This is a genomic window from Desulfosporosinus sp. SYSU MS00001 (assembly GCF_049943955.1).
Lineage (GTDB): Bacteria > Bacillota > Desulfitobacteriia > Desulfitobacteriales > Desulfitobacteriaceae > Desulfosporosinus.
Map to the genome: position 1 here is coordinate 279,511 of NZ_JBNFTW010000002.1, position 12,418 is coordinate 291,928.

The window sequence follows — 12,418 nt, forward strand, 5'->3', positions numbered from 1 at the left end:
CGATGTGTTTCCCGCCTCTTTTACTTCAAAGCGTTTTAGAACAGACCGTTGCTTGGAATGAAAAAGTATAGAACAGTGAGGCCTGAATATGACTTGCCAAGTAGTTTATCACAACGGAAATTGTCTTAATACTAAAAAAGCTTATACGAATACCTGCCGATTATGTATTGAGGTATGCCCCTACCAGGCTATTTCTGAATACCGCCAGCTTGATGCCCAGAAATGTTCCGAATGTGGGGCCTGTATGGCCGTTTGTCCAAGTGATGGTTTTGTTGATACTCAGATTGATAAGCTCTACGAATATCTTGAAGAGACCAATGAAATCCGTTTGAATTGTCCAAAGGCTCTTCCCGGAGGTTTTGAGATTCCTTGTTTAGGTATGTTTGATATAGATGGCTGGGTGACCTTAATTCTTTGGGCGAAGAAAAAACCTGTAACTCTGGTTACAGGAGTATGTTCAGCTTGCGAGGATCGTTCTGCCTGTACTGTCAGCGTTCAAGCCTTTAAGCAAGTGCATTCGTCCTGGCCGGATCATCCTCCGGTTCATATCCAAGTACGACCGGACGATGGCAGAGACTCTAAGGGTATAGAAGCTCCTAAATCGTTTAAACGGAGCCTTTCCTTGGATAATTGGCGCCAAAAAAGCATGAAACAGGTTGAACATTGGTTGCCGAACTTAACGGCCGATCAGACCTATCTAATTCCTAAGAGCCGACAGGGTTTGCTGCAAGCTCTGGAAAAAGACGAAGATGAAAAGATACCTTTTAGAGTTTTGTCAGTTTCCAGGTTGTGCACGAATTGCGGGGTTTGCGCCTCGATTTGTCCCCAGGGTGCTCTCCAAAAAACAGAGGAATGGGATCCTGACCCAGCGGCCAAGGAGTCGCCTCTGGAAGATAAAATATTATCCCAGCGGCTTATCCTTGAGCCTCAGAAATGCGTCCATTGTAATCGTTGTCTGGATGTCTGCCGCATTGAGGCTTTGTCTTATTCTAGTAAAATGCTAAATTATCGGTTTTTAACGGGTAAGGTACTGATTCATGAAGGCAGTCCTTTGTATTGCAAACAGTGTGGAAAACGTATTTTTGACAATACGGAGTTATGTCTGGTCTGTTCAACGAGTGATCCCAAGGGACGAAGTTCTTTCTTCCTTTAAAGGGGTTTCCCATTTAAAATAGCGAAAGAGACAGGGAGCCCCAAAGGACGTCCATAAGCCGCCGACGGAAAGGACGGGAAGATAGATCCAAGGATAAATGCGGGTAAGCCAATGCCAGAGCCAGACCCAGAGTCCTAAAACACAAAGGCCAAGGAGAGTTTTGAAGATTGAGGGGACCAGGAGGGTACGTTCACGGTAGTCGAGATAAACATCCTCTAAAAAATGTCCGCAGGTGAAACCGGTAACAAAACCAATCATTTGCAGTCCCTGCTGGGTATGATACAGCAAGAGAAATAACAAGGGGACTAAGAAGGAAAGGAAGAGTTTTAAACCAAGGGACATTTGAAGTTTTAACAAGCGCTCATCGATCTTTTGAAACCCGAAAACGACCATCCCCCCCAGCAAATAGCCCCCTAAGACATCTTGAGGCCAGTGCACGCCGAGATAAAGGCGGGAAAAACCAATACCGAGGATCATAAAAACACTAATTCCCAGCCAGATCTTACGGGATCGCCAACGATTCCAAACATAGGGGTAAAAGGTTGCCGCTCCTTGGCTGTGACCGCTTGGAAAAGAACTGCCTGCTGCCGAAGAAAGATAGAGAGAGCGAATACCGGGTTGCCCAATGGGACGAGGGGCATTAAATATATCCTTGAAAAATCCGTTCAAAGCCATAGACGTCAAGAATAAGGTAGCCAGTCTAAAACCAAAACGCTTATCAATATTCCAATAAATGACGGTCATTAGAAAAATATAACTTGGCTCACTGCCTAAAAAGCTAAGCAGAATAAAGAAATAATCAATCAGCGGAGTATGAATGGATTGAATCGCTTGATAAAAGCTTACCATACCTTGTGTTCCTGCTTACACATGATGACCGCCGCATCCGCAATCGCAATGGGCATCGTGTTCGTGGGACTTTTTCAGGGGTTCGCGCAAAAGCTGTTCGGCAAGATGAGTTACATGGTTAATGGGTTGCTGCTGAATTTCTAAGGCTAAGTTTATTGCCTCGGTAATGTCTGCCTTATTGATACCCATTTCCAAAGCTTCCATAATCGCTACACGAAGAGAAGCAAGGGCATTACAGGCAACTGAAGCAGAAATTCGGGCTAAAATAGCGGTGCGGTTGTCAAGACTCATGAAACATTCCTCCTAAAATATTTAGTTTTGTTCAATTTTTAGGGCCTGCTCAGTGAAGTGCAAAAGGTTTTCCTGAATTGTTTATAAAGAAGACCTTTTATGTAAATAGTTTAAGTAGGGATAATTTTAGCACAGTCAGGTTTTAAGGGCAAAACTCAGACCTTTTATTAAGTCAGGAAAGAAAAACGTACTTATTAGAGTATATGTTAAACTAAATAAACGGATCAAGAGATACAGATAATCTAAAGATAAGTGAACTTGTTCAGCTAAAGCTGAACATTGTGAGGCTCCCACTTGAAGTGGGAGTCACACGATGAGATGAAAGGAAATTAGGATGAAGGACTATCAGGTAATTGTCATTGGCGGAGGCGCTGCCGGCATGATGGCAGCCGGGCAAGCCGCGAAAAGCGGCGCAAAGGTTCTTTTGCTTGAGAAAAAAGAACGCTTGGGCAGAAAAATTGCCATTTCGGGTAAAGGGCGCTGTAATATTACCAATGAAGAAAATGTCTCGGATTTTATTCGTAACTATCCGGGCAATGGGCGGTTTTTGCATGGAATTCTCCGGGACTTCGATAATGTAGCCGTACGGCATTTTCTTGCTCACTATGGAGTTGAGACTAAAGTTGAACGCGGAGGGCGTGTTTTTCCGGTTTCTGATGATGCAGAAAGTGTCAACAAGGCTTTTGCTGCGTATTTGACTGAAATGGGAGTTACAATTCTTACCGGGATTACCATCGAGGATATTCTGATTGAGAATAACCGTGTTATCGGTGTCCAAGGAACGGGTCAAAAGCGGTTTTTAGCCCAGGCTGTGCTTGTCTGTACAGGAGGAGCTTCCTATCCGGCAACGGGATCAACAGGTGATGGCTTTCGCTTTGCCCGTAAGCTGGGGCATCATGTGATTACCCCGCGACCGGCTTTAGTCCCACTCAAAACGGCTGAGACCTGGGTCAAGGAATTGCAAGGGCTGTCTCTAAGGAATGTTGAAGCTTCTTTGTGGATCGGCGGAAAGAAAAAAGTTACAGAGTTTGGGGAAATGCTCTTCACTCATTTCGGAGTATCCGGCCCCATTATCCTAACCTTAAGCCGGCAAGCAGGCGAAGAAAGACGTAAGGGAGAGACTGTTCAGCTGCGGATTAATTTAAAACCGGCTTTGACCAGGGAACAACTTGATCTGCGCCTGCAAAGAGATTTTCAAAAGTATAGCAATAAACAATTTAAAAATGCACTTGAAGACCTTCTGCCCCAAAGCTTGATCCCGGTGATAATTAAGTTAAGCGGAATTAATCCTGAACGAGTTGTCCATCAAATCAATCGTGAAGAACGAAAAACGTTGCTTGCTTTACTGCAAGAGCTGACTCTCACCGTAACCGATACGCTCTCTCTTGAGACCGCAATTGTCACGGCCGGAGGGGTCGATGTTAAAGAAATTAATCCTAAAACCATGGCCTCCAAACGAATCGAGGGACTGTACTGGGCAGGAGAAGTGGTGGATGTTGATGGAATAACCGGCGGTTATAATTTGCAGGCTGCTTTCGCCATGGGTTTTCGCGCCGGACGTGCCGCTGGTGAGGAAGTCTGTTCTCTGGTCTGATAAAGATACTTGACGCATAAACTTTTTCTGAGGTGGTGTTTGTGCGTAGAAAAGTTTCAATGATGGAACAGCTTTGGAGCAGTGTTCAAAATGGAGAACGGCGAATCATCCGGGTCATGGTCTTAGCCTCCGTAATGCTTGTTGTTATGCAGTTAAGTGTTGCTCGTGATCCCCTGCAATTCTACATATCTGTTGCCTCGAAAGTAGAGTCTCCTCCTTTGGATTTACCTTCTCTTGCTGCCAATGAGTCAACAAAATTATGGCAATTAACCTTAACGTCAATCCCAGCAGCACCCATCCGCGTCTTGCAAAATGGCAAAGAAATAGCAACTCTGATGAAGGGAGAACAGAAGGTGCTTGCTCAAAGGGGCCAAATTCAGCTGGATGGCACGGGCTTATCCCAGATAATACGAGTTCAGATTATCAAGAACGATGGCGGATTAAAAGAGCCGCACCAGACGCAAGTGATTGTCTTACCAGGTTCTGTTCAGACCTTCCAGGTTAGCCCATAATATTGCAAATCCTGAACCGGTGGACTATAATGCAATCATTAGACGATGGAACTTGCCTTGAAGAGAAGGAGGGCAGAATGGTAGGAGTTATTGAGGACATGTTAGGAAAGGAAGGACGGAATGATGGCACAAAGTAAGAAAATCGCCCTTGCCGCTTTAAAAATGGCCATGACAGAGAGCAGAGACGAGGAAACTCACCTCAAGGAACACTATCAGAGACAGGGTGTTAAAACTGCTGCTGTTGATTATGGCGGCGAGTATATTAATTCAGTACGTAAGATTGTAGAACGAGCTATCGTTGCGGCTAAACGCGAAGGGGCTATTCACGAAACTCATGGAGACGAAGGTGCCGTAGCAGGTGCCACACGTGAGGCCTTAAGCCAAATTATGAATAAAGCTATGGGTTTAAATATTGGTGGCAAAATCGGAATTGCACGTCAAGACGACCATTTGAGTGTTGCTGTCTTCTTTGGCATCGGGCTTCTTCATTTAGACGAAGTAGCTGTAGGGCTGGGGCATCGCGTTGCTCCCAAGGATTAAAGGAGGAACAGATATGGTACGTGGAATACGTGGTGCAACCACCGTTATGAACAACGATGCAGGAGAGATTCGAGAGGCAACAAAGGAACTCTTGCAGATGATTCTTAAAGAAAATAAGTTGAGCACGGAAGATCTGGTTAGTGCAATTTTTACCGTGACGTCAGACTTAAATGCAGATTTTCCCGCATCCAGCGCCAGGGAGATCGGCTGGCAGCTAGTTCCTTTACTTTGTGCCACCGAAATACCAGTGCCTGGTTCTCTGTCCCGCTGCATTCGGGTCTTGCTTCATGTCAATACATCCTGTACGCAAAAGGAAATTCGGCATATTTTTCTCAGAGAAGCTGCAAGTTTACGCAAGGATCTTTTGGAAACGATTGAATAATCTGATTTTTCTTAAGGGGTTGTAGGGACAGCCCCTTTTGTGGTAAGATAATTTCAATTTATTACCCTAGCGGTGAATGAATTGGCTTTGTTAGGCAAAGCTTAAGTAGGATGGCATTTTTTTAATGGGGAATCCTTAGAGGACAAATAAAGGATCGTAGGATAGTAGGATGGGCGCAGTTATAATTGGAGTAAAAGCACCCTCTTTATTTGGGGTGTTTTTTTGTAACTATCATCAGCCTCCCATGCCGCTATGCGATATATTTTTTAAGCATAAGTGCAGCAGCTTGGCAGCTGCCTGTGTTAGAGGAGGTTGGATAAGAACGTTTCCGAGAGATTGCGAACATTTAGGTTGAAAACAATGGTTAAGCAGGATGGTAGCAAGTGAATAAACCAAGTAAAAGAGTAGTATGGTTGAAAGGGGTAGGTCTGAAATGATTATTGTTTTGAAAAAAGGTGCCACACCTGAGCAGGTCGAAGAAGTATCCACAAGATTGACGGAAGAGGGCTTTAAAATCCATCTTTCTGAAGGAGTCGAGAAGACAATAATGGGTGCGGTTGGAGATCGCACTCGACTTAAGGCCCTTGACTTAGAAGCTTTGCCTTGGGTCGAGAAAGTAGTGCCTATTTTAGCGCCCTATAAATTGGTCAGCCGCGAGTTTCATCCCACAGATAGTATTATCCGCATTGGTGACCATGAAATTGGTGGCCGTCAAGTTCATATGATGGCTGGACCCTGTGCTGTTGAAAGCAGAGAGCAGATCATAGAAACGGCTCATGCTGTTCGCGCAGCTGGGGCGACCTTTTTGCGCGGTGGAGCGTTCAAGCCGCGAACATCTCCTTACTCCTTCCAGGGGCTGGAAGAAGAAGGGCTGCGCTATTTAGCAGATGCCCGGGAAGAAACAGGACTTCTGGTCGTGACGGAGGTTATCGATGCCCGAGACGTTTCTCTGATCGCCCATTACTCCGATATTCTGCAAATTGGTGCCCGGAATATGCAAAATTTCAACCTGCTTAAAGAAGTTGCCAAATGCGGAAAACCTGTTCTTTTGAAACGAGGCCCTTCAGCTACCCTAGAAGAGTGGATGATGGCGGCAGAGTATATTATGGATGGCGGCAATTACCAAGTCATGTTCTGTGAGCGCGGAATTCGCACCTTTGAAACGTATACTCGTAATACTCTTGATTTGACGATGGTCCCGGCATTGCATTCTCTATCTCACTTACCGGTTATCGTTGACCCCAGCCATGGAACGGGGCGCTGGCAATTGGTTCATCCGATGGCAAAAGCAGCCTTGGCCGCCGGAGCTGATGGACTGATTGTTGAAGTTCACCCTCAGCCGGAGAAGGCAGTATCTGATGGGAAGCAGTCGTTAACCCCGGAAACGTTTAAACTGATGATGGATGATCTCATCGGATTAAGCAAAGCCCTTGGCCGTTCCCTAGGGGATGTGAGCTTGTGTTGAATCCTGCCGCAGTCATGTTGACACCAGGATGGTCAGGCCTTCGGATTCCGAAGGCCTGCATCTTTGGTTTAGGACTAATCGGCGGTTCCTGGGCCGGTGCGTTACACCAGCTCGGCTGGCAGGTCGTTGCCGTTGATCCTGAAACGTCAAGTATTATTGAAGCGATTCGACGAGGCTGGATCCAAGAAGGCTGGGCAGAAGTACCGGAGCATCTGGATGTTGATCTTGTTGTTTTAGCCCTTCCGCTTAAAGAATTAGTTAGAGGCTTTAATCACTTCGCCCTAAAACTTCCTCAAGGAGCTATTGTCACAGATGTGGGGAGTATTAAGTCTGAGGTTTGTCAAAAATATCAAGAAGGTTTAAGGGGATCTGACGTTTATTATGTCGGTGGTCACCCTATGACGGGCTCTGAACAGTCCGGGTTTGAAGCGGCCAATCAAGATCTTTTCCGCGGCTATCCTTACGTTTTGACTCCTTCAGCAGATTGCCCGGCAATCGTTGTGGACAAAATGGTTCAACTTGTTCAGGAATTTGGGGCTAGGGTAGAATTCAGACAACCTTTGGATCACGACCGTGAAGTTGCTATGGTGAGTCATATTCCTCATATTTTAGCAGTTACACTGTCTTTAGCGGCTAAAGATGCTTCCCTTGACGGTGAATCGCTGTTATCTTTAGCAGGACGAAGTTTTCGGGATATGACACGTGTAGCAGACAGCTCCCCTGAGATGTGGAAGGAAATCATGGTTAGAAATTCCGAGACGATTCTTGAGGGTCTAACCCTTTGGGAAAAGAGGCTTAAAGAATTCCGGGAATATCTGGAGCAAGGAGATGGGGAGAAAATAGCTGACGTCTTTCGGGTTGCCCATACGATTCGATCAGCTCTTTGATTCAAGTGAACTCGTTCAGCTAAAGCTGAACCTCGGGGATTCGGTGACGAAAGTGTCCTGTGGACACCTTCGCTGAAAGCGCTTAGCCCATAACAAATTCTATCCCGCTGAAGGGATGGACACTACCCCCCGAAGTAAGGTAGGGGAACCACTCTCCTTGAAGTAGGAGTCTTATGATTGGATAAATAGGTATAATTATAATTCTTAACGTCAATGAAATATTATTTCTATGATATAGATACATGGAAAGGGGAATTCCAATGGGAGGCGTTTTTGTTAAGCCGATCACCGGTGTTAAGGGAGAAATTCGAGTCCCCGGAGATAAATCCATCTCTCATCGGGCAGCGCTTTTAGGCGGAATGGCCTTGGGGGAAACTCATGTTACAAATTTCTTACTGGGTCAAGATTGTTTAAGCACCCTAAGATGTTTAAGAGAACTAGGTGTAGCTTGGGAAAGACAGGGAACTGAAGTTTGGCTTCATGGTCAGGGTATGGACGAGTGGCGAGAACCAACAACTATTTTAGATGCGGGTAATTCTGGGACGACGTTCAGGCTCATGTTGGGCGTGTTGGCAGGGAGTCCCTTTTCTATTACCTTGACTGGTGACGATTCTCTGCGCTCACGTCCTATGCGGCGTGTTACAGAGCCTCTAAAGCAAATGGGCGCTCGTATTTTGGGACGAAGCGACGGCAATTTGGCACCAATAACGATGCAAGGCGGTCAACTGCAGGGGAAGTCATTTCAGACGGAGGTTGCTTCGGCCCAGGTCAAATCTGCTCTGCTTTTAGCAGGCTTAAGAGCAAAGGGAGAGACAAGTGTTCAAGAGCCCTCTCGATCACGGGATCATACCGAACGAATGCTCAAGGGCTTTGGAGTTGAAGTTCACAGTGCCGGTAACCTGGTGAAACTTCAGGGCGGCGGAAGATTAACGGGCCAGGAGGTTTCCGTTCCGGGAGATATATCCTCCGCAGCTTTTTTTCTTGTTTTAGGAAGTTTGGCTGAAAAGGGTGAGCTCCTTCTTCCGGAAGTCGGAATAAACCCAACTCGAACCGGAATTATTGATGCCTTGAAAGCTATGGGAGCAGACATTGAACTTTTGGAGAGTTCGGAAATATGTGGTGAACCAAGAGCGACCTTACGAGTTCGGCCAGCACATTTGAAAGGAATTGAGCTTGGGGGAGATCTGATTCCACGCCTGATTGATGAAATTCCAATTTTAGCCTTAGCCGCAAGCCTGGCGGAAGGAGAGACAGTCATTCGGGATGCATCCGAATTAAGGGTCAAAGAAACTGACCGTATAGCACGAGTTGCTGAAGGCTTGAATGCTTTAGGCGCCAAGATAGAGGAATTGCCTGACGGAATGAGAATCCATGGCCAAAGAATGCTGCGAGGCGGAGAAGTGAGCAGTTTTGGCGATCATCGCCTAGCTATGGCTTGGGCTGTGGCCGGTATGCTTTCTCAAAAAGGAGTCAGCGTGGAAAACATGACTGCGGCAGATGTCTCATTCCCTAACTTTTTGGAAGTTATTAAGAAGGTTATTCTATGAATTCTGTACCGCGTCAGGATAGCGATCAAGGGTTTGCCTTTGGCTAGCGTCAGTCTTTGAGTATTGCTATTGGCTACGCTCCTGTAGCTGTGACGTTTGGGATTTTGGCAACCCAGTTTGGAATAAGTGTTTGGGAAGCAGGACTGATGTCCTGTTTCGTATTTGCCGGTGCTTCGCAGTTTATTGCTATTGAAATGCTCCACCAAGGTGCTACCGCCTGGATGATAGGTCTTACCACTTTGATTGTAAATATTCGTCATGTGCTTATGAGTCTGTCGGTTGTGCATTTTTTCCCAGAAAGATCTTTAACCTGGTCGTTGGGGCTGGCACAGGGTTTAACGGATGAGACCTTTGTCCTGAATTCCAGAATTCTCAAGGAAGTGGCAGGAGAAGAACAGCGCCGGAGAATTATGCTGGGAATCAATTCCGGTGCTTATGCCTCCTGGGTTATTTTTACAATCTTGGGCGGACTAATCGGTAAGTGGCTGCCGTTTCTGCTATTCAAAGGAAAGAATGTTCAAGGATTTGTTCGAAATTTTATTGAGCTTGTTCCGATTGCTCTTCTGGCAGCTTTGGTTATTCCAGAGTTGGTTACTCCCGGAGGATCAACGATTGTACTTAATAATCCCTATTTATGGGCTGGAATTTTAACATTTCTATTTGCCCGTAGAGTGCCTAATCTTTTTCTTGGAATTCTTTTTGGTATGGTCGTCTATTGGGGATGCGATAAATTATTGCTTATTTTCCATTAGTCTGCTTATGAAAGGGTCTCTAGGAGCAGCAGCAAACTTGATTGGTTTAGGTTTGTCGCTGCTCTTTTTATTTTAAAAAAGCAATTGGGGGAATCTCCGTCTACAAAGATTGATAGAGTGAAATAACCTATTGGGCATGGCATACGCTGAACTGGAAGCATCAAATATCGGATTTTCGTTAATGTATTCTTTGGAATAAAATAACAATTTGATATAAATTTTTGTAATAATGAGATGATAGAGAACAACTTTGACACAAATGTTTAAAAAATCAAGTGTTTATATCAAGGATTATTTGCGTTATGATAAATATCAATGGGATTTTATTCATAAAATCCTCAGGTTCCGTCGCTTAACTACAAAATTTGAGGCATTTAAGTCATGAGAGAAATGGGGTGAAGATACTGGGTAAGCTAATGACCCCATCTCGGGTATTAGTATTGGGCTTCGCCACGGTCATTTTATGCGGCGCACTGCTGCTTACCTTACCGATTGCGAATACTAATGGAGATGGGCTGTCGTTCATCAATGCAGTTTTCACAGCTACTTCGGCAGTGTGTGTCACAGGATTAGTCGTTGTGGATACGGCAAAGACGTTTACGCATTTTGGGCAGCTAGTTATTCTCATGCTGATTCAGATCGGCGGGTTGGGCTTCATGACCTTTGCCACTATGTTTGCCTTAATCTTAAAGCGCAGAATTACCTTCAGGGAACGCTTACTCTTGCAGGAGGCCTTTAACCAGGTATCTGTAGAAGGCATTGTGCGTTTGGCGAAATCGGTTATTCAATTTTCATTTATCATTGAAGCGGTTGGAACTCTAATTTTAGCTCTGCGCTGGTCTTTTAACTTTGGTTGGAAACAAGCTTTATATTTCGGGGTGTTTCATTCAATTTCGGCTTTTAACAACGCCGGAATTGATCTCATGGGGGATTTTACCAGTTTTACAGCCTATGTTAATGATCCAATTATCAATCTCACCATTATGGTTTTAATCATGTTAGGTGGATTGGGCTTTTTCGTTTTAGTCGATCTGCAAACTCCTTCCCATAAGTTCAAATTACATACTAAAATCGTCTTGGAAGTTTCGGGTATTCTTATATTAGTTGGAGCTGTGATTATCTTCGTGCTGGAATTCACGAACCCTGAGACTCTGGGGCCGCTTCCTCTGGGAAGTAAAATTTTAGCCTCATTCTTCCAATCGGTTTCCCCTAGAACTGCCGGTTTTAATACGATCAATCTTGCCGGTATGCATCACACGACGTTACTGTTCATCATTGTCTTAATGTTTATTGGTGCTTCACCAGGGTCAACAGGAGGCGGAATTAAAACAACAACCTTTGTTGCAATTATGGTTTCTATTTTGGCTACTTATCGCAGTGAACCCCAAGTCGTTTTAAAAAAACGATCTCTGCCGCCGGATGTTATACAGAAAGCCTGGGCTATTACCACTTCAGCTTCATTATTAATATTTGTCATGATCTCAATTCTTTCGCTAACAGAACATGCCGATATACTCACCTTACTTTTTGAGGTAACCTCAGCTTTTGGGACAGTGGGGTTGTCCCTGGGGATTACTCCAAACCTTTCCGAAATTGGTAAAGCAGCCATTATTTTAACGATGTTTATAGGCAGAGTTGGCCCGTTAACGTTAGCATTCGTTCTTTCTCAGAAACGTAATAAAGGGATCTGTCATATTAAATATCCCGATGAACGAATTATGATTGGCTAGGGGGAGAAGATGTGCGTAAACAATTTGTAGTTATTGGTTTAGGCCGATTTGGAAGAAGTGTGGCTCAAACTCTCAGCGATTTAGGTCATGATGTGTTAGCCATTGACAGGAATGAGCATGCGGTCCAACTTATTATGCATAATGTTACTCATGCGGTTCAGGCAGATGCTCGGGAGGAGGAAACCCTTCGTGCCTTGGGTGTACGAAATTTTGACGTGGCGGTTGTTGCCATAGGAGATGATCTCGAAGCGAATATCCTGATCACGCTGATGTTGAAAGAGATGGGAATCATTGTTGTAACAAAGGCACAATCGACGCAGCACGGCAAAGTTTTGGAACGAATCGGCGCGGATAAAGTGATTTATCCGGAAAGGGACATGGGAATACGACTGGCGCATAATCTAATAGCAACAAACGTTTTGGATTTTATTGAGTTATCCCCGGATTATAGTATATTTGAAACTAAGGCGTCAGCCAGTTTTGTCAATAAAACCCTAGGGGAATTGGATCTTCGGAAAAATTATGGAATCACCGTTATGGCCATTAAAAAGAAAGAAGATCAGATTGTAGTTGCGCCGGGGGCAAAAGCTGTTATTGAGGATAAAGATATTTTGGTCTTTGTGGGTAATAAAAAATCCTTGACTAAATTACCAAACTAGTTACGATCTTTCCTGGAATTCGGTTTCAAAATCCCTGGCGGGCTGGAGAGGAGGGAG

Annotated in this window: 13 protein-coding genes; 11 read left to right on the top strand and 2 right to left on the bottom strand. The window is 44.8% G+C overall.

Annotation, left to right across the window (positions count from 1 at the left end):
* Positions 1–88: 88 nt before the first annotated feature.
* Complete coding sequence (locus ACPUYX_RS04710) at positions 89–1,153, top strand: 4Fe-4S binding protein (protein ID WP_426378560.1); 1,065 nt, start codon at positions 89–91, stop codon at positions 1,151–1,153.
* Here ACPUYX_RS04710 and ACPUYX_RS04715 read toward each other — a convergent pair.
* Positions 1,112–2,002: a phosphatase PAP2 family protein gene (locus ACPUYX_RS04715; RefSeq protein ID WP_426378561.1), complete on the bottom strand. Its 891-nt coding sequence runs from the start codon at positions 2,000–2,002 to the stop codon at positions 1,112–1,114. The genes ACPUYX_RS04710 and ACPUYX_RS04715 overlap by 42 nt on opposite strands.
* A 15-nt stretch (positions 2,003–2,017) precedes the next feature.
* Positions 2,018–2,293, bottom strand: coding sequence for a hypothetical protein (locus ACPUYX_RS04720; protein WP_426378562.1), 276 nt, complete (start codon positions 2,291–2,293; stop codon positions 2,018–2,020).
* A gap of 334 nt (positions 2,294–2,627) precedes the next feature.
* Here ACPUYX_RS04720 and ACPUYX_RS04725 point away from each other — a divergent pair, with 334 nt between their 5' ends.
* The 10 genes from ACPUYX_RS04725 to ACPUYX_RS04770 all read left to right on the top strand — a co-directional run bounded on the left by ACPUYX_RS04725 (position 2,628) and on the right by ACPUYX_RS04770 (position 12,361).
* A complete protein-coding gene (locus ACPUYX_RS04725; RefSeq protein ID WP_426378563.1) occupies positions 2,628–3,887 on the top strand; it encodes an NAD(P)/FAD-dependent oxidoreductase in 1,260 nt (419 codons plus the stop codon).
* Between the two features lie 41 nt (positions 3,888–3,928).
* The gene (locus ACPUYX_RS04730; RefSeq protein ID WP_426378564.1) at positions 3,929–4,399 is read left to right on the top strand and encodes a hypothetical protein; all 471 of its coding nucleotides are present in this window, start codon (positions 3,929–3,931) and stop codon (positions 4,397–4,399) included.
* A gap of 120 nt (positions 4,400–4,519) precedes the next feature.
* The gene (locus ACPUYX_RS04735; protein ID WP_170932673.1) at positions 4,520–4,939 is read left to right on the top strand and encodes a HutP family protein; all 420 of its coding nucleotides are present in this window, start codon (positions 4,520–4,522) and stop codon (positions 4,937–4,939) included.
* 13 nt (positions 4,940–4,952) lie between these two features.
* Complete coding sequence (aroH, locus tag ACPUYX_RS04740; protein WP_426378565.1) at positions 4,953–5,321, top strand: chorismate mutase; 369 nt, start codon at positions 4,953–4,955, stop codon at positions 5,319–5,321.
* A gap of 433 nt (positions 5,322–5,754) precedes the next feature.
* Positions 5,755–6,786: a 3-deoxy-7-phosphoheptulonate synthase gene (gene aroF / locus ACPUYX_RS04745; RefSeq protein ID WP_088226592.1), complete on the top strand. Its 1,032-nt coding sequence runs from the start codon at positions 5,755–5,757 to the stop codon at positions 6,784–6,786.
* 14 nt (positions 6,787–6,800) lie between these two features.
* Positions 6,801–7,673, top strand: coding sequence for a prephenate dehydrogenase (locus ACPUYX_RS04750; protein ID WP_426378900.1), 873 nt, complete (start codon positions 6,801–6,803; stop codon positions 7,671–7,673).
* A 260-nt stretch (positions 7,674–7,933) separates the two neighbouring features.
* Complete coding sequence (gene aroA, locus ACPUYX_RS04755) at positions 7,934–9,220, top strand: 3-phosphoshikimate 1-carboxyvinyltransferase (RefSeq protein ID WP_426378566.1); 1,287 nt, start codon at positions 7,934–7,936, stop codon at positions 9,218–9,220.
* 56 nt (positions 9,221–9,276) lie between these two features.
* On the top strand, positions 9,277–9,972 hold the full coding sequence (locus tag ACPUYX_RS04760; protein ID WP_426378567.1) for an AzlC family ABC transporter permease: 696 nt from the start codon (positions 9,277–9,279) through the stop codon (positions 9,970–9,972).
* A gap of 395 nt (positions 9,973–10,367) precedes the next feature.
* Positions 10,368–11,702, top strand: coding sequence for a TrkH family potassium uptake protein (locus tag ACPUYX_RS04765; protein WP_426378568.1), 1,335 nt, complete (start codon positions 10,368–10,370; stop codon positions 11,700–11,702).
* An 11-nt stretch (positions 11,703–11,713) separates the two neighbouring features.
* Positions 11,714–12,361 (top strand): potassium channel family protein, encoded by a 648-nt coding sequence (locus ACPUYX_RS04770; protein ID WP_426378569.1) that lies wholly within the window; start codon positions 11,714–11,716, stop codon positions 12,359–12,361.
* The last annotated feature ends 57 nt before the right edge of the window (positions 12,362–12,418 follow it).